Source organism: Micromonospora sp. NPDC050495, assembly GCF_040655175.1.
Classification (GTDB): domain Bacteria; phylum Actinomycetota; class Actinomycetes; order Mycobacteriales; family Micromonosporaceae; genus Micromonospora.
Genome location: NZ_JBFAJK010000013.1, coordinates 23,031 through 40,732, shown reverse-complemented (window position 1 = coordinate 40,732; position 17,702 = coordinate 23,031). Strand labels below are relative to the sequence as shown.

General features: G+C 70.0%; 23 protein-coding genes. 15 read left to right on the top strand and 8 right to left on the bottom strand.

The window, feature by feature from the left end:
- The first annotated feature begins 115 nt into the window (after positions 1 to 115).
- Both AB0I11_RS15605 and AB0I11_RS15600 read left to right on the top strand, forming a co-directional pair.
- Positions 116 to 949, top strand: coding sequence for a helix-turn-helix domain-containing protein (locus tag AB0I11_RS15605; RefSeq protein WP_357319739.1), 834 nt, complete (start codon positions 116 to 118; stop codon positions 947 to 949).
- Positions 950 to 1,077: 128 nt separating this feature from the next.
- Positions 1,078 to 1,671: an ATP-dependent Clp protease proteolytic subunit gene (locus AB0I11_RS15600; protein ID WP_046569638.1), complete on the top strand. Its 594-nt coding sequence runs from the start codon at positions 1,078 to 1,080 to the stop codon at positions 1,669 to 1,671.
- A gap of 73 nt (positions 1,672 to 1,744) precedes the next feature.
- On the opposite strand, the gene AB0I11_RS15595 is transcribed toward AB0I11_RS15600, so the two are convergent.
- Both AB0I11_RS15595 and AB0I11_RS15590 read right to left on the bottom strand, forming a co-directional pair.
- Positions 1,745 to 3,538 (bottom strand): adenylyl cyclase, encoded by a 1,794-nt coding sequence (locus AB0I11_RS15595; protein WP_357319735.1) that lies wholly within the window; start codon positions 3,536 to 3,538, stop codon positions 1,745 to 1,747.
- Positions 3,539 to 3,680: 142 nt separating this feature from the next.
- Complete coding sequence (locus tag AB0I11_RS15590) at positions 3,681 to 4,457, bottom strand: HAD-IIB family hydrolase (protein ID WP_357319732.1); 777 nt, start codon at positions 4,455 to 4,457, stop codon at positions 3,681 to 3,683.
- 251 nt (positions 4,458 to 4,708) lie between these two features.
- Between AB0I11_RS15590 and AB0I11_RS15585 the strand changes: the two genes are divergently transcribed.
- Positions 4,709 to 5,446: a class I SAM-dependent methyltransferase gene (locus AB0I11_RS15585; protein WP_357319730.1), complete on the top strand. Its 738-nt coding sequence runs from the start codon at positions 4,709 to 4,711 to the stop codon at positions 5,444 to 5,446.
- A 16-nt stretch (positions 5,447 to 5,462) separates the two neighbouring features.
- Here AB0I11_RS15585 and AB0I11_RS15580 read toward each other — a convergent pair whose 3' ends face one another.
- Together AB0I11_RS15580 and AB0I11_RS15575 are read right to left on the bottom strand one after the other, a co-directional pair.
- Positions 5,463 to 6,350 (bottom strand): hypothetical protein, encoded by an 888-nt coding sequence (locus tag AB0I11_RS15580; RefSeq protein ID WP_357319727.1) that lies wholly within the window; start codon positions 6,348 to 6,350, stop codon positions 5,463 to 5,465.
- Positions 6,350 to 6,664: a PadR family transcriptional regulator gene (locus AB0I11_RS15575; protein ID WP_313720739.1), complete on the bottom strand. Its 315-nt coding sequence runs from the start codon at positions 6,662 to 6,664 to the stop codon at positions 6,350 to 6,352. Before AB0I11_RS15575 ends, AB0I11_RS15580 begins: the two co-directional genes overlap by 1 nt.
- A 99-nt stretch (positions 6,665 to 6,763) precedes the next feature.
- On the opposite strand from AB0I11_RS15575, the gene AB0I11_RS15570 reads away from it, so the two are divergent.
- A complete protein-coding gene (locus tag AB0I11_RS15570) occupies positions 6,764 to 7,300 on the top strand; it encodes an isochorismatase family protein (RefSeq protein ID WP_357319723.1) in 537 nt (178 codons plus the stop codon).
- Between the two features lie 317 nt (positions 7,301 to 7,617).
- Here the strand turns inward: AB0I11_RS15570 and AB0I11_RS15565 are convergent, their stop codons facing one another.
- The 4 genes from AB0I11_RS15565 to AB0I11_RS15550 all read right to left on the bottom strand — a co-directional run bounded on the left by AB0I11_RS15565 (position 7,618) and on the right by AB0I11_RS15550 (position 10,548).
- On the bottom strand, positions 7,618 to 8,070 hold the full coding sequence (locus AB0I11_RS15565) for a PIN domain-containing protein (protein WP_357319720.1): 453 nt from the start codon (positions 8,068 to 8,070) through the stop codon (positions 7,618 to 7,620).
- A complete protein-coding gene (locus tag AB0I11_RS15560) occupies positions 8,067 to 8,354 on the bottom strand; it encodes a hypothetical protein (protein WP_357319717.1) in 288 nt (95 codons plus the stop codon). The genes AB0I11_RS15565 and AB0I11_RS15560 overlap by 4 nt, the downstream gene beginning before the upstream one ends.
- 638 nt (positions 8,355 to 8,992) lie before the next feature.
- The gene (locus AB0I11_RS15555; RefSeq protein ID WP_357319714.1) at positions 8,993 to 9,742 is read right to left on the bottom strand and encodes a glycosyltransferase; all 750 of its coding nucleotides are present in this window, start codon (positions 9,740 to 9,742) and stop codon (positions 8,993 to 8,995) included.
- Positions 9,739 to 10,548, bottom strand: a complete 810-nt coding sequence (locus tag AB0I11_RS15550) for a GntR family transcriptional regulator (protein WP_357319711.1) — start codon at positions 10,546 to 10,548, stop codon at positions 9,739 to 9,741. The genes AB0I11_RS15555 and AB0I11_RS15550 overlap by 4 nt, the downstream gene beginning before the upstream one ends.
- Before the next feature lie 138 nt (positions 10,549 to 10,686).
- Here AB0I11_RS15550 and AB0I11_RS15545 point away from each other — a divergent pair, with 138 nt between their 5' ends.
- The 11 genes from AB0I11_RS15545 (at position 10,687) to AB0I11_RS15495 (ending at position 17,681) form a co-directional block, all read left to right on the top strand.
- Positions 10,687 to 11,004 carry a hypothetical protein gene (locus AB0I11_RS15545; RefSeq protein ID WP_041799353.1) on the top strand — a complete coding sequence of 106 codons (318 nt, stop codon included), beginning with the start codon at positions 10,687 to 10,689 and terminating at the stop codon, positions 11,002 to 11,004.
- Between the two features lie 292 nt (positions 11,005 to 11,296).
- Positions 11,297 to 12,181, top strand: coding sequence for a hypothetical protein (locus AB0I11_RS15540; protein WP_357320069.1), 885 nt, complete (start codon positions 11,297 to 11,299; stop codon positions 12,179 to 12,181).
- 86 nt (positions 12,182 to 12,267) lie between these two features.
- Positions 12,268 to 13,137 (top strand): FtsK/SpoIIIE domain-containing protein, encoded by an 870-nt coding sequence (locus AB0I11_RS15535; protein ID WP_357319708.1) that lies wholly within the window; start codon positions 12,268 to 12,270, stop codon positions 13,135 to 13,137.
- The gene (locus tag AB0I11_RS15530) at positions 13,134 to 13,343 is read left to right on the top strand and encodes a hypothetical protein (RefSeq protein ID WP_357319705.1); all 210 of its coding nucleotides are present in this window, start codon (positions 13,134 to 13,136) and stop codon (positions 13,341 to 13,343) included. Before AB0I11_RS15535 ends, AB0I11_RS15530 begins: the two co-directional genes overlap by 4 nt.
- An 85-nt stretch (positions 13,344 to 13,428) precedes the next feature.
- Positions 13,429 to 13,872 carry a hypothetical protein gene (locus AB0I11_RS15525; protein WP_357319702.1) on the top strand — a complete coding sequence of 148 codons (444 nt, stop codon included), beginning with the start codon at positions 13,429 to 13,431 and terminating at the stop codon, positions 13,870 to 13,872.
- Entirely contained in the window at positions 13,872 to 14,171 is a 300-nt protein-coding gene (locus AB0I11_RS15520; RefSeq protein WP_357319699.1) for a hypothetical protein, read from the top strand. The genes AB0I11_RS15525 and AB0I11_RS15520 overlap by 1 nt, the downstream gene beginning before the upstream one ends.
- Positions 14,168 to 14,506 (top strand): RRQRL motif-containing zinc-binding protein, encoded by a 339-nt coding sequence (locus tag AB0I11_RS15515; RefSeq protein ID WP_357319696.1) that lies wholly within the window; start codon positions 14,168 to 14,170, stop codon positions 14,504 to 14,506. Before AB0I11_RS15520 ends, AB0I11_RS15515 begins: the two co-directional genes overlap by 4 nt.
- On the top strand, positions 14,503 to 14,799 hold the full coding sequence (locus AB0I11_RS15510; RefSeq protein ID WP_357319693.1) for a hypothetical protein: 297 nt from the start codon (positions 14,503 to 14,505) through the stop codon (positions 14,797 to 14,799). The genes AB0I11_RS15515 and AB0I11_RS15510 overlap by 4 nt, the downstream gene beginning before the upstream one ends.
- Entirely contained in the window at positions 14,786 to 15,640 is an 855-nt protein-coding gene (locus AB0I11_RS15505; RefSeq protein WP_357319690.1) for a DUF2637 domain-containing protein, read from the top strand. Before AB0I11_RS15510 ends, AB0I11_RS15505 begins: the two co-directional genes overlap by 14 nt.
- The gene (locus AB0I11_RS15500; protein ID WP_357319687.1) at positions 15,637 to 15,900 is read left to right on the top strand and encodes a hypothetical protein; all 264 of its coding nucleotides are present in this window, start codon (positions 15,637 to 15,639) and stop codon (positions 15,898 to 15,900) included. Before AB0I11_RS15505 ends, AB0I11_RS15500 begins: the two co-directional genes overlap by 4 nt.
- The gene (locus tag AB0I11_RS15495) at positions 15,900 to 17,681 is read left to right on the top strand and encodes a replication initiator (protein WP_357319684.1); all 1,782 of its coding nucleotides are present in this window, start codon (positions 15,900 to 15,902) and stop codon (positions 17,679 to 17,681) included. Before AB0I11_RS15500 ends, AB0I11_RS15495 begins: the two co-directional genes overlap by 1 nt.
- Positions 17,682 to 17,702: the final 21 nt, after the last annotated feature.

The following is a 17,702-nucleotide window of genomic DNA, read 5'->3' as shown; positions in this document are numbered from 1 at the left end:
TGGTGCCCACTGGGGCAGACGATATACAGCCGCCGATGACCGGTAAAGCCCTGACAACCGTCGATGCCTGTGATTGATCTCCCGTGCCGCTGCCCCGGCAGCTACGGTGTGTGCCATGACCGGCCTGACGCCCCTCGTCGACGCCCTCATCGGGCTGGGTCTCACCCAGTACGCGGCGCGCGCGTACCTCGCCCTGGTGACCCGCGAGCGGTACACCGCCGCCGAGCTCGCCCGCGCCTCCGGCGTACCCCGGCAGCGGATCTACGACGTGCTGAACTCGCTCAGCGAGCGCGGCCTGGTCCGGGTCCGCCCCGGCCCGGTGGTGCGCTACGCGGCCGTGGACCCGGAGGCCGCGGTCAACCGGATGATGGCCGTGCACCGCAGCGCCTACGAGCGGCGCGAGCGGACCGGCGCGGAGCTGGTCGACCAGCTCACTCCGCTGTGGACGCGCGGGCGCGCCGAGGACGATCCGCTGGACTATGTGGAGGTCATCCGCGACCGGGAGCTGCTCGCCGAGCGCTTCGCCGAGCTCCAGGCCGGCGCTCGGCACCAACTGCTCACCCTCGCCAAGCTGCCGTATCTGGTGGCGGAGAACCCGACCGGCCTGGAGGTGGCGCGCCGGCTGTCCCGCGCCGGCGGTGACGTGCGCTGCGTCTACGAGCACGCCATGCTCGATGACCCGGCGAAGGTCGCCCACGTCCGGGGGTTCGTCGGCGCCGGCGAGCGCGCCCGGCTGGTGCCCGAGGTGCCGATGCGGCTCTGCATCGCCGACGGCGCCCGGGTCCTCATGTCGATGCGCGACCCGCGGGCGGACGAGGCGTCGAGCACCTCGCTGCTGATCGAGCACCCAGCGCTGGCCCAACTGCTGATCCAGGCGTACGAGACGATCTGGGCCGGGGGCGTCGACTTCGCGACCGCGACGGCCGGGGCGGCCGCGCCGGCCGGCTGAGCCGTTCTGCCGACGGCGGATCTGCCGCCGGCAGAAATGCTGGGCCGCCCACCTCCGCCCGCCGCAGGCTGGAGACCGCCGGTGTCCCGGGCGGTCCCGCCCGGCCGGCGCATGGAGGGGGTCAGGTCATGGGGTACGGCATCTGGATGCTGGACGAGGGACAGCCGGCCCTCGGCGACCGGGTCTTCGAGAAGCTGCTCGCCGAACGCATCATCTTTCTCGGCACCGAGGTCACCGACGCCTCGGCCAACCAGATCTGCGCGCAGATCCTGCTGCTGGCGGCCGAGGATCCGGAGCGGGACATCTTCCTCTACATCAACTCGCCGGGCGGCTCGGTCAGCGCCGGGATGGCGGTCTACGACACCATGCGGTACGTGAAGAACGACGTCGCGACCCTGGCGCTCGGGCTGGCCGGCTCGATGGGTCAGTTCCTGCTCTGCGCGGGCGCGGCCGGGAAACGCTTCGCGCTGCCGCACTCGCGGATCATGATGCACCAGCCCTCCGGCGGGATGGGCGGCACGGCCGCCGACATCACCATCCAGGCGGAGAACATGCTGCACGTGAAGCGGACCATGCAGGAGCTGACGGCCCGGCACAGCGGGCGCACCGTGGACGAGATCCAACGCGACTGGGACCGGGACCGCTGGTTCACCGCCGAACAGGCCCGCGAGTACGGCCTGATCGATCAGGTGGTCACCCGGGCCGAGCAGCTTCCCGGTTGAGCCCGGGTGTCCCGGGCCACGGGGGCTGCCCGGCCGTCCCGCGATCGCGGCACGGCCGGGCCGGGTGCCCGGGTCAGGGGTAGCTGACCACCGGGCTGGTGCCGTAGGAGCCGACGACCGGGGTACCGGCCTCGTTGATGGTGCGCTCGATGCCGCCGTCGCCGTCGAGGAAGACGGTGATCGCGTCGTGGAAGCGGACACCGGCCCGGCGGGGCGCCTCGATCGCCCGGTCGCAGCGGATGTCCACCTGCTGATTGAAGTACGAGTAGACGCCGAGCCCCCAGGCCTCGTGCTCGCGTACGTCACCGGCGACCTGGTAGGAGGCCCAGCCGTTGCCGGTGGGGCTGCGCCAGGCGGCCTGGCTCGGCGGGTCGTAGGGCAGCTCGCTCTGGTAGAAGACGGTCCGGCCGCGCTCGCCGGTCCAGATGGTCTGCCAGCGCTGGTAATGCTCGACGAAGAGCCCGTACGCGGTCACGTCGTCGCCGTTGACCACCACGCCGGTGGCGGCGGTGTTGACGGTCCAGCCGATGGTGCCCGGCTTGCCGTGGTCACCGCGCCACGCCCAGATGTTGTCGATGATGGTGTGCCGGCTGTTCACCACCAGGCTGGTCACCGCCCTGCCGACCTGCGGGCCGCCGATCCGGAAGAAGACGTCCTGGAGGGAGATCGGGTTGGTCGCGTGCGACCGGTGGCTGTGCCGCTTGCCGACCTCGACCAGCACCTCGGACTCGACCGGCCCGGCGTCGACCAGCAGCCCGGCGATCCGTACCCCGTCGACGTCCTCGATCCGCAGGGCGGCGTCGCCGGTGGTCGGGGCGAGGCTGGGCATGCCGAGGCCGAGCACGACGGTGTCCGGGTGCTTCACCCGCAGCGCCCGGTCCAGTCGGTAGACGCCCGGGGTGAGCAGCAGGTGCCGGCCCCGGGAGAGTTCCTGGTTGATCCGCTTCGCGGAGTCGGTGGGCCGGGCGATGAAGAAGTCGGTCAACGGCAGCGACGGCACCGGTGCCGCGCCGGCGCCCCAGGTGGTGCCGGCGGTGTCGCGGCGCAGCCGGGGCACCGCCACCCGCCACCGGCCCTGCCCGTCGACGAAGAGGTACGGCTTCTCCCGGGTCACCGGGCTGGTCGGCAGGGTGGTGTACGGCGGGTCGGGGAAGCCCTGCGCGGGCGCGCCGACCACCCCGGAGAAGACCTGGTTCCAGACCCCGTTGGTCCAGTCCCCGCCCAGCTCGCTGTCCCGGGTCAGCCACTGCTGCTGGGAGCCGTTGATGGTGATGCCGTCCACCTTGGAGTCGGCGATGTAGCCGCCGCTGGAGTAGCCGCCGTTGCCGGGCTCCAGCCAGAGGATGCCCTTGATGTGGACCCGGCGCATCGGCGAGGCCTGGGAGACGGCCCACTGGTTCGACCAGTCGGTCGGGGTGACGGCCAGGTTCTCCGCCGAGCGCCAGAAGTTGGTCAGGGCGGAGATCCCGGCCTCGGAGTTCGGGTCGGGCTGGCCGATCACCCGCACCGCGCCGTGGATCTCCACGTCGTCGGGGTGCGCGCCGAGTCCGGCCACGGTGGTGTAGTAGCCGAGCCGGGCGTTCACCTCGTACCGGCCGGGCTTGAAGAGCACGGCGTACCGGTCGCCGCCCATCTCGTTGTGCTCCTGGGCGGCGAAGAGCCGGTCCAGGGTGGACTGGATCTCCTCGACCGGGCTGGTGGGGTCGTACACGAAGACGTTGGGGCCGAGGTCGGGCTCGGCGTCGTGGCCGTGCTCGTGGCCGGCCGGGGACGCGGCGGCGGCCGGCAGCGCCGGCAGGCCGAGGGCGGTGAGCGACGCCGCGGAGGCGGCGGTGACGGTGAGGAAACGGCGGCGGGAGGGGTCCATTGAGCTCATCTGCCTGCCTGTTCGGTGAGGGTACGGGAGAGCGCTCTCAGCGCGTTCCTACCGCATCGACACCGATCCCGCCAGCCTCCGCCGGTTCCGGAACCGCCCGCCCCCGGCCGCCGTCCCTCGGTCCGGGGGGCGGTCAGGCCGGCTCGGTCCGCAGCTTCACCAGGTCGTCGACGAGGGTCTCCACGTAGTCGGCGGTCTCCTCCCAGCGGGTGACGGCGACGCACCGGATGCCCATGGCCTTGACCGGGTAGTCGTTACCGCCCACGTCGAGCCGATCACCGACGAAGAGCACGTTGTCGATCTTCAGGTCCAGGCACTCCAGCAGCTTGCGCATGCCGTACGCCTTGTCCACGCCCTTGCGGGTGACGTCGATCGAGGTCGAGCCGCCGCCCCGCACCTCCAGGTCGGGCAGCTTCGCGGCGACCGCGTCCCGCAGCCGCTGCTTCTTGCTGCCGTCCGGGTCCCAGCCGTACTTCGCCGCCGGCGGTGCGGACTGACCCAGCGCCGAGAAGGTGATTTGGCTGCCCCGGTCCTCGATGATGTCGCCCCAGGGCTTCGGCTCCCAGAGGTCCAGCGCCTGCGCCGACTCGGTGAGCGCGGCAACGACCCGGGCCTTGTCGGCCTCGCTGAGGTCCTCGGCGTAGACCTGCCGCCAGTCCCCGTCCAGCCAGCGGTAGTAGCGGGTGCCGCAGGTCGGCATCAGGTGCAGCCGGCCGCGCTGCTCCTCGGTGACGTCGAGGTGGGCCAGCAGCTGCGTCACGAACTGCTCGAACCGGCCACCGGAGATGACCAGCACATCCACCTCGGTGAGCAGGTGGCCGAGGAGTTCCGCCATCCGACGATCGACCTGGGACTTGGAAACCGCCAGCGTGTCGTCCAGGTCGAACGCCACCACTCGAAGATCGTTCACGAAGTACCACCATGTCGTCGCGGGCAGGCCAGGACTAGCAGGGTACCGACTGACCCACTGCCACCCCGACGGCCCGGGGCTGGCGCCCGGTCGGGGCCGCCGACCACCCGGCGCAGCCCCTCGCACGCAGATTAACAGCGCGGACCGGGAGACATCGGCCGGTTTCCGGAGGCCCGTCCCGCACGGCCGCGGCATCGCCTGGACCGGTAAACCCGTTGCACCGGATCCGCCTCGGCGGCGATCGTGGCACCGTGCGCCAGGACGAGATCTGGGACGCCGAGGCGGCCCAACGCTACGACACACCGGGCACCGGGATGTTCGCACCGGAGGTCCTCGGGCCGACCGTGGACCGCCTCGCCGCGCTCGCCGGCGGCGGGCGCGCTCTCGAGTTCGCCGTCGGCACCGGCCGGGTGGCCGTCCCGCTGGCGCAGCGTGGCGTGCCGGTCACCGGGATCGAGCTGTCCCTGCCGATGATCGAGCAGCTCCGGACGAAGGCCGACGAGGCCACCGTCCCGGTCGTCGTCGGCGACATGGCCACCGCCACGGCGCCCGGTGAGTACAACCTCGTCTACCTGGTCTACAACACCGTCTCCAACCTGCTCGACCAGGCGGAGCAGGTCGCCTGCTTCCGCAACGCGGCCCGTCACCTCCGGCCCGGCGGGCGGTTCGTCATCGAGCTGTGGGTGCCCGAGCTGCGCAAGCTGCCCCCGGGCGTGCAGGCGACGGTGTGGCACACCGAACCCGGTTACCTCGGTCTGGACACCTACGACGTGCTGCGCCAGCAGGTCGTGTCGCACCATTTCCGGTTCGGCGAGGGCAGCGAGGCGCGGTTGTACCGCAGCCCGCACCGCTACATCTGGCCCGCCGAGCTGGACCTGATGGGCCAGCTGGCCGGCTTCGAGCTGGAGTCCCGGCACGCGGACTGGTCCGGGGCCGAGTTCACCGAGGAGTCCCGCTCCCACGTCTCCGTCTACCGCCTGCCCGGCTGACCCGTCCTCGGTCGGATCATGATGCCGGCACCCGCCCGGTCGCCGACCCGGGCGCGGTCCGACGCGCGCTCACACCGACCACGGCGAGCAGGAAGACCGTGCACATGGTGAGCATCGGCGGCAGCAGCTTGATCGAGTCCTCGAGCTGCCGGTACGCGCCGTCGACCAGGCCCGGATCCCACCAGCTCATCGTGGACAGGTACCACAGCGGCGCGTTGTGCCGCGGGGCGCGCTCAGCCGGCAGCGCGGTGAACACGTACACGGCGGTGACCGCGTCGAGCAGCAGCAGCGCCCCGATCCCGCTGCTGAGCCAGGCAGCGGCGCGGCGACCCCGGCGCAGCAGGACGCGCACCGCCCAGCCGAGCACGATGGCGCCGAGCGCCCAGCAGGCCACTGCCGCCAGCGATCCGGCCCGCACCTCGCCGAGCACCTCGCCGACGGGCCGCACGGCACAGATGCCCGCGACGCCCAGCGCGAGCGCCGCCGGGACCACGACAGCGGCCGCGACGATCGGCTCCGAGCGGGCCATCCACCGGCCGAACCACCACATCAAGGCCGCGGCGAGCGCCACGGCCAGCGCGTACCCGTAGGGCGCGGCTTCGTACGCCCCGGTCGCGTCGGCCAGCAGACCCGCCGTGGTCAGCAGCAGCAGGAGCAGCACGCCGAACGCGAGCGGCGCGACGACCAGCTTGATCACGGTGAACGCGGCGGTGCGCGCCTGCGCCACGGTGATCATGCCCGGCCGCCGGGTGAGCCGGTCGTGCACCGCGCACCGGGCGGTGTCGGCCAGGTCCCGGACCGGGGTGTCGCTGGCGGCGAGCAGTTCCGCGATCTCGTCGCCGTAGCGTTCGCGGATCGCGGCCGGATACAGCGCCAGCACGGCGCGGATGATCCGGGCGCGCATCAGGCAACCGCCAGCCGGCGCAGCCCGGTCGCGGCGAGGGACCGCATCCGCTGCAGCTCCGCGCCGAGGGCGGCGCGGCCGGCATCGGTCAACCGGTACGGCTTGCGCCGGTCCTGCTCGGGCAGGGCCTCGATGTATGCGTGCTCCTCCAGGCGTCGGATCGCGCCGTAGAGCGTGCCGGGGCCGGGGCGGGCGCCGGTGAGCTCACCGATGTCGTCCTGCATGGCGTACCCGTGCTTGGGCCCCGCGGCGAGGCTGATCAGGATGTGCAGGGCCGGTTCGGAGAACCGGCCGAGGTCGGCGAGTCCGGCCATGGCGGCCTCCTTACTTACTACGTCCGGCGTAGCATCGCAGTACGTAGCAACCCCGTCAAGCCGCATCGCGCCGCAGCTACCGAATGTTAGGGTCACGCGATGCCTTCACTCCTTACCAAGCCCTTCCCCGCCGGACGCACCGCGTTGATCGTCGTGGACCTGATGCCGCGCATCGTCGAGCAGGACATGGGTCCCCACAAGGGGGCCGACGTGGTGGCCCGGGCAAGCCGCCTGGTGACAGCGTTCCGCCGGACCGGCGGCACCGTGGTGCTGGTCCGGGTGGATCGGCCGGGCGTTGCCGAGCAGCCGCCGGGCAGTGGGTTCGTCCCGGAAATGGAGCCGCAGCCCGGCGACATCGTTGTGGTGAAGCAGACCATTGGTGCGTTCTACGGCACGGGCCTGGCCGACGAACTGCGCAAGCGCGGCGTGCACTCAGTGGCCATGACCGGCCTTGCCACGACGATGGGCGTCGAGTCGACTGCGCGCGCCGCGTCCGATCACGGGTTCGAAGTCATCTTCGTGGCCGACGCGATGAGCGGTATGACGGCGGCGGAGCATGACCACGCACTGACGGTGGTCCTGCCCCGGTTCGGCGAGGTCGTCACCACTGACGAGGTGCTCAACTGGCTCAGTTGACGCCCGTCCCGCTGACTGGCCGGTGGATTCTTGCCTCGCTCGGCGTCGTCACCAGAACGCGCATTCCCAGGCCGTGGCCGACGAGCGGCTCCGGGTGGCGTGGGCTGCACACCTGATCGACGGTGCGATGGCTTACCCGCAGGCCAGAGGGGCGAATTGCCTGATCCTCGAGGTGCCCCCGGCAGGATTCGAACCTGCGACACACGGTTTAGGAAGGGAGTAGCGCTCGCTGCGCATACCCTCCTGCGACCTGGGCCTACGCCCTACCCCTTGCCGGCCCAACCCATGATCATTCCGCACATGTTCCGGATCTTGATTCAGGGCACTGCCAGTATGGGCTCACGGTCGTTTAGGCGCACGACTTTGGCCATTCGATCATCGATCGTAGCGATCTCGGTGGTTTCAAAGCGCTCCGCCGTTGCGATCACGGCAGCGTCAGCAGCACCCAACGGCAGGTCAGCGTATTTCCGGACTAGACGAGCCATTCGGGCCAAGTCGGATCGCCCGGGTGAAAACAGACGAAAGTCTGCTGGCGTTCGCGCTAGCTCGTCCAGAAAGTTGGCCTCCGCATCACTTCCCGCTGTCGTTCCCAAGAGGTAGCAAACCTCGGTCACGATCGGCATCGGTATGATCAACTTTCGACGTCGAGCCAGCGCCCTCGTTAGCCACTCAACACAAGCTGCATGATGCTCGTCGTTAGCGTTGATCAGGGCGACCAGGGGGCCGGTGTCTACGACAACTGCCGACCGTCGATGTGGAGTAACGGTCACTTGTCGGTGTGACCGCCACGAACGATGTCCTTAGCGCGCGCCGCAAGATCGCGTTGCCCGTCCTTGAGCATCCCTACAAAGCCAGGCAGGCGTACTTGATCAGATTTGAAGGTTGACTTGGGAGAGGAAGGTCCCTTCTCCAGCTCAGATACCTTAGCGCGAGCGCGGACCGCTCGTTCCTTCATGCGCAAGAGAACGCTCTTCTCGCGTACGGCAGCCTTCTTGGCATACCGAACGACCGCCCGCCGGGCGGTTGACGCGGAAGCCTGCTTTCTCTGCGGCATGCAGCAAGAGTAGCTTCTCGGGACAGCGGAGTACATCGACAACAACGACACGAGAGCGAGTATCTCCATCCCGTCTGCCGCCGACCCGCCCTCCGGGGGAGCGGGCCGCCGCCCGGCCCGCCACGTCAAGCGGACCTTGACGCACGGACGGACGCTGGCGGGTCGGGCGGTGGTCTGCTCGGCTTGCCCGGGTCGGTGGCAGACGGGATGGCTCTGCGCAACCACCCACGGACCGCAACGCGCGGACGGAGCCCCGGCCATCCTGGAGTCGTTGCGCCCCCGCCGGAGGCGCAGTAACCGCCACCCCGCGACCGCCGCCAGCTCGCCGACGCTGCCGGCGTGCCCTTCCCTACGCCGCGCGGGCTCGTGGCCGCGCGGCCCGGCCGGCTGCCGGCCCACCACACCAACGGTCAACGGCCTGTCGTTCTGCGGCGGCCCTCCGGGCTTCCCGCTCTCCGCGCCAGCCGCCGGGCGTTGGCGTGACGGCCGCAGAGCGACAGCGGCAGCGGCCGGCGCGCGCCCAGGCGGCGGCGCGTGCGGCCCGTTGCGGGCCGCCTTGAAGACGTACAGAAACTTTGAACAACTTCGCCGGCAGGCCGGCCGGCCTACTCGGCCCGGGACCAACCGCGGCTTCCGGATCAGGCGCTGGCGGCGGGATAGGGCGTCTGTAACGCGACGGCTCGTGACTCAATGAGCTGCATGCGAAGCTGCCACTCTTCGGTCGCAGTCCAGTCGCTCTGGGCGGTGATCTGGTCGGGGTGCTTGCGGTACAGGAGCCCTGGTTCTGCGATGAAGTATCCGTCGGTGACGACTGATGCGGCGATCAGTAGGCCGGTGTCTTCTCCTCCGGGTAGGGCCATCCAGCCGCCGAGGGCGAGCGCAAGGTTGCGTCGGATGCACAGCGTCGCTGGGTGGATCGGAAGCCGGTAGCCGTTGGTGCGGAAGTAGGTCAGCACGTCGCCCTGGTGGAGGGTGCCGCCTGGTGGGTCGGCGTGTTGCCAGCCGATCGTTGATCCGTCGGGCATCAGGTCGAGCACGCTGCATGTTGTCCAGCCGACGTCGGGTCGGCTGGCAAGTATCTCGATCTCGCGTGCGAGGGCGCCTGGTGTGAGTTGGTCGTCTGCGTCCAAGACTCGCAACAGGTCGCCGTCGCTGCGTGCCATGGCCATGTTGCGGGCGGTTCCTGGACCGCCTGGTTTACCGGTCCCGCTGAGGACGCGCGGGTCAGCGGGCAGGGAGGCTGCGACCTTGCCGGTGCGCCCGTCCTCTTGGACTAGCCACTCCCAGGTCCATCCATCTGGCAGCTCTTGAGATCGGAGTGATTCGTAGGCGTCGGCGAGGTAGGGGATGCTCGGCGGGTGAACCGGAGTGATGACGGAGATTTTCACTCGGACCACCGCGTGAGCTTCGTTGTGTAGACGAACTCGGTCCGGTCGCCAGGAAGTACAACGTTCGAGACCTCGACGACGCAGTCCTTGGTGTCGATGGAAATCTTGCGAAGGATGAGCACTGACACTCCTGGGGGCAGCTTCAAGGCTTCGGCTTCGTCTGCCGAGGGCGGCCGTGCGGTGATCTCGTCAACGATCCGGTCTAGCTCAATGCCGATGGTGAAGAGCTGGTTCTGAGTTCCGCCGGGCCATGGCTCATTGTGGGCGTCGATCAGCGCGGGGTTCTCGGCAACCACGTCGTAGACCATGTAGGACGTGTTCAAGCTGAGCGGCACCCGTTCCTTGCGCGAGCTCGTGCGGTAGACGCGCTCCAACATCTTTGCCCCGACCGGAACGCCGAAGAGCCGAGCCAGGTCGGCGCTTGCCGGGACGGTCCGGTACTCGGCCGAGAACTCAAGGTCTTGCATGGTCAACCCCGTGTCACGCTCGGTCGCACCTGTGCGGCGTCGCTGGGACTCGGGCAGTCGGGCTCGATCCTTCTCCCACTGATACCGCTCGGGAGAACGGCGTACTCGCTGCCGGGGTGCTCGAACGAAGGTGCCTCGACCGTGGCGGCGGTCGACCAGACCTTCTGCTTCGAGCGTGTCGAGCGCTTGCCGAACGACGGGCAGGCTGACCTCGTAGTCGGCCTTCATTTGCTGCTCGTTTGGCAGCCTCTTTCCCGGCTCGATTTCGCCCGAATGTATCTTCTCACGCCACTCTGCGGCGATTCGCTCCCACTTAGCCATGTCGTCACACTCCTTCACGTCGACCTCCAGTTTAGGTCTTCATGAAGTCTTGACGCGACCGAACGAAGCGTCGTACGTTGTCTCCACGTCTTCATGAAGACATGATGACGACGGAGTGCATCGGCAAGCGGTGCCCCAAGCAGACAGGAGACGGCCTTGAAGCTGTACGTGGACACCACGAGCAAGCAGGTGACGGCGTCGAAGGACCCGGAGCCGAAGAACGACCAGAACGGCAACCAGAAGTCCGAGAAGAACACGGGCCGGCCCATGTGGTCCACCCAGGTCTTCGTGCTCGACGAGACGGGCGGGGAGGTCATCACCATCACGACGGCGGGTGAGAAGCCGAACGTGAAGGTGGGGGACTTCCTCGCGGTCGAGCAGTTGGAGGCCATTCCGTGGGCGACCAACGGGCGTAACGGCGTCGCGTTCCGGGCGGTGTCGCTGAAGCCGAAGACTGGTTCTCCGGCCAAGTAGGTCTCTTCGCACGTCGTGCTGTGTGAGCCGCCGGTGTCCGTGGCTCGCTGAGGCGGCCTGATGGTCCGCTGATCCAACCCATGCGGTTCCGGGAGTGTTCCTGACTCCTACGTTCCCGGTCCGGTCGCCACGACAGGTGGCGGCAACACAGGAATTGGCCCGGGGTCGGTACTGACTCCTACATCTGCCGACCCCGGTGCCGTCCAACTCATCCGATCCCAACTTGCACTTGGGAGGACTCGTCGTGTCCAAGTCTAGCCCCCGCCGGTTCGCCGGCAGGTCAACCGGAACGGTGACGGTCATCGAGGCCAAGGTTCACCGTTCCTCCGCGCGGAACGCCAAGGTGGCGTTCATCCTGACGGCGATCGTGGTGGGTGTGCTCGCGGCCGTGGTGGCCGCCGCCTACTGGCACCCGATCGTGGCCCTGTTCGTCGGTGCCCTCATCGGCGTGCCGACTGGTGCCGTGGCCTGGCTGCTCGTGCGCATCTGGCCGGTACTGCGGCTGGTGTGGTGGTGGGCGACGGAGATCGTCCTCGCGGCTGGTCTGCTCACCGCCTGGGTGCAGCTCGCCGGCCACGCCCCCACGGTGGTGACGCTGCTCGTCGTCGCCCTGGTCGTCGGCGTCCCGGCCGCCGTGCCGGTGATCCGCCGCCAGGTCATCGCCTGGGCATGGTGCCTGATCGTGCGGCACCGGCTGCGGGTGTGCTTCGCGCAGTTCATCATCGCCAACCAGTCCGGCAGCCTGCCGCTGATCCTGTGGGCTCGTCCCACGCCGGTCGGTGAGCGAGTCTGGGTCTACCTGCGTCCCGGCCTGTCGGCCAAGGACCTGGAAGGCCGCCTCGACAAGATCGCCGTGACCTGTCACGCCTCCACCGTGCTCATCGAGCGCGCAGCGGACAACAACGCCGCCTATCTGCGGTTCGACATCAAGCGCCGAGAGGTGCTGACCGCCCACGTGGGCTCCCCGCTGGTCGACGCCATCGACCGCAACGCGCCCGTCTCGGCGTCGCCGCTGACGGTGCCCACCGCCCTGGACCTGCCGGACGTCGACGCTCCGACGATCACCCTTCCGACCCAGGGCAAGCCGGCGCGCAAGCCGCCGGCGACCACCGCCAACGGCAGCAAGCCCGCGGCTTCGTCCTCGGCCCCTGAGGACGACGTCTCCGACTGGATCTGATCCCAACTCAACCCGGGACGCGAGGAGCCATTGCGGCTCGTTCGTGTGGCTTCTCGCGCCCACTTTTCCGCCCAAGGAGGGCAGTCATGACCACCACGATTCCCACCCCCGCCGCTGGGGTGCCGGTGGGTCCTGGCCTGTCGATGTTCGACCCGATCTTCATCGGGATCGACGAGTTCGGCCAGCCCGTCTACCTGGACGTCATCTACCGCAACATCCTCATTGCCGGGGAGCCGGGCGGCGGGAAGTCCGGCCTGGTCAACAACATCTGCGGCCACGGCGCGCTGTGCGACAACACCCGCCTCGTGCTGTTCGACGCCAAGCTCGTCGAACTCGGCCCCTGGCGCAACCTCGCCGACGCCTTCATCGGCCCCGACATCGACCAGGGCATCGAGGTGCTGCGCCGCCTCCTGGTCGTGGCCACCAACCGCTACACCTGGCTGCTGGCCAACCGGCGCCGCAAGCTCGCCCCCGGCGACGGCATGTCGGTCATCGTCACCATCATCGACGAACTCGCCATGTTCTCCACGGTGCTGGGCACCAAGCCCCAGCAGGAGGAGTTCTCGTCGCTGCTGCGCGGGCTCGTCTCCCTCGGCCGGGCCTGCGGCATGCCCGTCGTGGCCGCCACCCAGCGGCCGTCGTGGGACATCATCCCCGCCAGCCTGCGGGACCTGTTCGGCTACCGGGCCGCGTTCCGCTGCACCTCGTTGAACAGCTCCAACATCATCCTCGGCCAGGGCTGGGCCGAGCAGGGCTACACCGCCTCCGACATCTCGCCCACCAACCAGGGCGCGGCCTACCTCCTGGCCGAAGGCGGCGTTCCCCGCCGCATCAAGGCCGCCTACCTCACCGACACCGACATCTACAACATCGCCGACTACGCCGCCTGGACCCGCCGGCCGACCCCGGCCGGCAACCCGAGCCTCAACCCCACTGAGTGGGAGATGGCGGCATGACCACCCGCGAGCGCACCTACGCCAAGGCCAACAGCCAGCGGGCCGCCCAGTACACGGAACTGTGGATCGTCGGCCGTCCCGAGGACATCGCCGCCATGGTCCAGGTCGCCTCCGCCAGCGGCCGACTCGTCTACCTCTCCGCACCGCGCCCCATGGGCGGAGACGACACCCGACAGCGCCGCTACCTGCGGCTGCGCACCACCTGAAATCGGCCGACAGGACCAGGTCTCGCCTGGCAGCAGTGCTGGTCCTGCCGACCTCCACCAACAGCCCCGAAAGGACGTGGCTGCCATGAAGGCTACCCAGAAACCGCCCGCGCTCGCGCCGGTCACCCCGGCCGACCTGCTGCGGATGGCTGCCCTCTACCTGCGCCGGCACGGCTGGCACCAGGGCACCTACTACAACGCACTCTTCCCCTCTGACTTCCCGACCCCGCCGGCCTGCGCCGCCGGGGCCATCGGCATCGCCTGCGCCGGCCACCGAGTCGAGCACTTCGCTCAACTCGACCCCGACGCCCTCGCCGACTACCTCGCCACCCTCGCCGCACTCGTCGACTACCTCGACACTCACGAGCCCCTGTTCCTCGTCGACGAGGACGGCTTTGTCATCGACGAGCACACCTCGCCCTACTCGTGGAACGACGACCCGGCGCGTACCGCCGAGCAGGTCATCACCGCCCTCGACGCGGCTGCCGATGAGTGGGACCGCCTCCACACCCAGGGGGGCGAGAACTGATGTTCACCGTCAAGGCGTCCTTGACGCACACCCCGTCTCGCCGGAAGCGGCGTGAGGTCGTCGAGAACGACTCCTTCGCCGCGTTCGCTCGCCGCATCATCCGCGCCCACGGCCGTCGCGTCGCCGCCGGTGACGTGGAAGCCCTCCGCGACCTCGTCGCGCTGTCCGCGTCCATCGATGACGCGATCGGTGAGGCCGTCGTCGGGCTGCGGGCCTTCGGCTACTCGTGGGCCGAGATCGGCTCCCGGCTTGGCATCTCCAAGCAGGCCGCCCAGCAGCGCTGGGGAGGCCAGTCATGACCGTCACCTACGACGCGACCGGGTTCGACACCTTCGCCTACCGGATGGCCCCGGAGGGCCTGGCCACCCGCCGGCAGCTGCGCGCCGCTGGCCTTCGTCCCGGTGGTCATGACCCGGTCGCTCAGATCTTGTGGCGTCGCGGTAAGCGCGTCGCCTACCTCTACCGCCTGGACCTGGCCGCCCCGAAGCGGGTTGCCACTCCGGCCCAGCGGGCCGCCATCGCCAAAGCCCTTCGGGCTCGCCGTACCTGCCGCCTCTGTGGGCTGGTGCAGCCCTACTACATCCCCCGCCGCTACGGCTGCTGCTTCGACTGCCACGAAGGGAGTCCGTCGTGACTTTCCACCTGTCTGACCCGTGCCTGTGGTGCATCGAGGGCAGCAGCCCTGCCGGCATCCACGACGTTCTCGGCCCGGTCTACAAGCCCTGCCCCGCCTGCCTCGGCCGCTGCGCCCTCTGCGAGGGCGAGGGCCTGTTCCCGGCCGACTTCACCTGCCTGCCCTGCTTCCGGCAGCAGCTCGCCGCCCAGGGCCTGGCCCCGATCATGTGCGCCCACTGCTCCGGCGTGGTCGACCTCATCCCCCTCGACTCGATCCCGGCCCCGGAGGTGACTCCCCATGTCGAGCACTGACCCGGCCACGGTCACCGAACAGTTCGCCGCCGAGTACGCCCGCAACGCCGTCCCGGCCATGCTCAAGGCGATCGGCTCCATCAAGCGCTACAACCGCTTCGTCCTGCTCGGCGCACTCGCAACCAGCTACCTGCACCAGGGCCACTACCTGTGGACCCAGAACGCCGGCTACTTCGCCTACCTGGTGCCGCTGATCTTCGACGCCGCCATGGTGTCCATGCTCACCGTCGTCCGCACCTCCGGCATCGCCCGCGACGCCAAGCGCGGAGCACTGGTCGTGTTCGCCGCCGCCGCGCTGCTCTCGGCCACCATCAATTTCGCCTCCCCCGGCAGCCTCGGCCTCCGGCTGGTCTTCGCCCTGGTCGTCGTCCTCGTCATCGGCGTCGAACTCGTCGCCGGACGCATCCGACCCGACTTCGCCGCCATCCAAGCCGAAGCCGCCGCCCTGCTCACCGCCGCCCGCGACCTGGCGACCACGAACGAGCCCACCACCAAACCCACCGACACCACCGCTGGCGTCGCCCAGCTCGTCGACGAGCCGCCGGCTGCCGACATCCCGCCGGCCTCGACCCCGACCGTCGACACTCCGCCGGCTGCGCCGGCCGCCATCGAGGCACCCATCAACTCGCTACCCATCGCCCGACCCGAGGTGCCCGCGCACCTGGTACCCACCGCCCGCTTCGTCATCGGCCGACACGAGCAGAGCACCGGCCGGCCCATCACCACCGATGAGTTGGCCGCTCTGCTGTCGGTCACCCCGGACATCGCCCGGGAACTGCTGCACACCCTCGGCGGCCACACCCCCGTGAACGGCACCCCCGTGGCCGGTGGTGCCCGATGACCATCCACGTCGTCGACATCGAGCAGGTCACCCACACCTGCCCCGCCTACCCGAACGAGCCGCACCCCTACGACACCCGACGCACCGTCATCCACGTCATCCCCGGCGGCCCCTGCCGGACCCCGGTCACCATCCGCTGCGGCCAGGTGACCACCACCATCGCGTGCCACCGGCACGAACCGGCCGACCGCCAGTGCGGAGCCTGCCGGACCATCGTCACCCAGCACTCCATCACCGACCGGCCCGAGGTGGCCGCCTGATGGCGTCGACGCTGGACCTCACACCCCGGACCGCTCTGGCCCGGGGTGTGGGCTCGAACGCCGACACCACCACCCCCGTCTACGCCTACACCGCCGCCGGCTCCGCGTTCCAACGCGCCACCCAACCCGACTACTTCGGCTGGCTCGACCACATCCGGGCCGCAGCCGGCTGCACCCGACCCATCCGCCTCGCCGGCCAGCTCCTCACCGTCGAACCGACCACCGGACGCATCCTCGACCAGCGGCACACCGACGCCATGCCCGACGCCGCCATCTACAAGGCGTGCGGCAACCGCCGCGCCACCGTCTGCCCCGCCTGCGCCACCGTCTACCAACGCGACGCCTACCAACTGCTGCGCGCCGGCCTCATCGGCGGCAAGGGCGTCCCCGAAACCGTGTCCCGGCACCCGGCCGTGTTTCCCACCTTCACCGCGCCGTCGTTTGGGCCGGTTCACGCCCGGGTGGTCAAGAGGCACACCTGCGCTGATCGCCGCCGCTGCGACTGCCGACCCGACCCCTGCCACGCCCGCCGCGACACCGGCCAGTGCGAGCACGGCCAACCCGCCGTCTGCTGGGCCAGACACGAACCCGATGACGCCCTGCTCGGGCAACCGCTGTGCCTGGACTGCTACGACCACGACCACCAGGTCGTGTGGAACCTCTTCTCCGGGGAGCTGTGGCACCGCACCAAGCAAGCCGCGGAACGCCACCTCGCCAAACTCGCCCGCCGCCGCGGCATCCCCCGCGTCCAGGTCGCCACCCCCTCCGGCAAGACACGCACCGTGTCGCCGGTCCGGCTCTCCCACGGCAAAGCCGCCGAATTCCAGGCACGCGGAGCCGTCCACTTCCACGCCCTGGTGCGCCTGGACGGCGTCGACCCCACCAACCCGACCGCCGTCATCCCCCCACCCGCCAGCTTCACCGCCGCCGACCTCGTCGACGCGCTCCACGCCGCCGCCGAACAGGTCACCTTCACCACCCCCGGCCACCCCGACCGGCCCCAGGGCTGGCCCATCACCTGGGGCGACCAAGCCGAGATCCGCCCCATCTCGCTGACCGGCCGTGGTGAGGTCACCGACAGCATGGTCGCCGGATACCTTGCCAAGTACGCCACCAAGAGCACCGAGGTAACCGGCCACCGCTCCGTCAGGCTCACCGCCGACACCATCGGCGACTACGCCGACCCCGACGGCGACCACACCGCCCGCCTCATCGACGCCTGCTGGCGACTCGGCCGACCCACCGACACACCCGCCCCGCTGTCCCAGCGGCCCCGCGACCAACGGCCCGCGCCCGGCTTCGTCGCCCCGTGGGAGTGCCCCGACTGCGGCACCCACACCCGCTACGCCGGCTGCCCCGTCTGCGTCGCCCACCGTCAAGCCAACCTTGACGCCCAACCGGCGAAACCGGCCGACACCAACCCGTACACCCGGCTGCGGCGGTGGGCGCACATGCTCGGCTTCGGCGGCCACTTCCTCACCAAAGCCCGCCGCTACTCCGTCACCTTCCAACTCCTGCGCGACACCCGCGTCACCTACCGCCGCAGCGAGGACCACGACCAGGGCGCCGGCGAACCCATCCACGCCGTCGACCACCTCGACGACACCACCCTCATCGTCGGCACCCTCACCTTCGCCGGCGTCGGCTGGCACACCACCGGTGACGCGCTCCTCGCCAACACCGCCGCCGCCCTCGCTCGCGAGCGGCACGTCACCGGCCGCGAGGAAATCGCCCACGAACTCGGCACAACCCCGGCCGGCTCCACGCCGGTCGCCGCTTGATTCGACAGGAGGAAGGACCCG

Bases quoted from the DNA above. Each gene is read 5' to 3' on its own strand.
- AB0I11_RS15605 (WP_357319739.1), top strand. From the start codon at position 116: ATGACCGGCCTGACGCCCCTCGTCGACGCCCTCATCGGGCTGGGTCTC.
- AB0I11_RS15600 (WP_046569638.1), top strand. From the start codon at position 1,078: ATGGGGTACGGCATCTGGATGCTGGACGAGGGACAGCCGGCCCTCGGC.
- AB0I11_RS15595 (WP_357319735.1), bottom strand. From the start codon at position 3,538: ATGGACCCCTCCCGCCGCCGTTTCCTCACCGTCACCGCCGCCTCCGCG.
- AB0I11_RS15580 (WP_357319727.1), bottom strand. From the start codon at position 6,350: ATGCGCGCCCGGATCATCCGCGCCGTGCTGGCGCTGTATCCGGCCGCG.
- AB0I11_RS15575 (WP_313720739.1), bottom strand. From the start codon at position 6,664: ATGGCCGGACTCGCCGACCTCGGCCGGTTCTCCGAACCGGCCCTGCAC.
- AB0I11_RS15570 (WP_357319723.1), top strand. From the start codon at position 6,764: ATGCCTTCACTCCTTACCAAGCCCTTCCCCGCCGGACGCACCGCGTTG.
- AB0I11_RS15560 (WP_357319717.1), bottom strand. From the start codon at position 8,354: ATGCCGCAGAGAAAGCAGGCTTCCGCGTCAACCGCCCGGCGGGCGGTC.
- AB0I11_RS15535 (WP_357319708.1), top strand. From the start codon at position 12,268: ATGACCACCACGATTCCCACCCCCGCCGCTGGGGTGCCGGTGGGTCCT.
- AB0I11_RS15530 (WP_357319705.1), top strand. From the start codon at position 13,134: ATGACCACCCGCGAGCGCACCTACGCCAAGGCCAACAGCCAGCGGGCC.
- AB0I11_RS15525 (WP_357319702.1), top strand. From the start codon at position 13,429: ATGAAGGCTACCCAGAAACCGCCCGCGCTCGCGCCGGTCACCCCGGCC.
- AB0I11_RS15520 (WP_357319699.1), top strand. From the start codon at position 13,872: ATGTTCACCGTCAAGGCGTCCTTGACGCACACCCCGTCTCGCCGGAAG.
- AB0I11_RS15515 (WP_357319696.1), top strand. From the start codon at position 14,168: ATGACCGTCACCTACGACGCGACCGGGTTCGACACCTTCGCCTACCGG.
- AB0I11_RS15505 (WP_357319690.1), top strand. From the start codon at position 14,786: ATGTCGAGCACTGACCCGGCCACGGTCACCGAACAGTTCGCCGCCGAG.
- AB0I11_RS15500 (WP_357319687.1), top strand. From the start codon at position 15,637: ATGACCATCCACGTCGTCGACATCGAGCAGGTCACCCACACCTGCCCC.
- AB0I11_RS15495 (WP_357319684.1), top strand. From the start codon at position 15,900: ATGGCGTCGACGCTGGACCTCACACCCCGGACCGCTCTGGCCCGGGGT.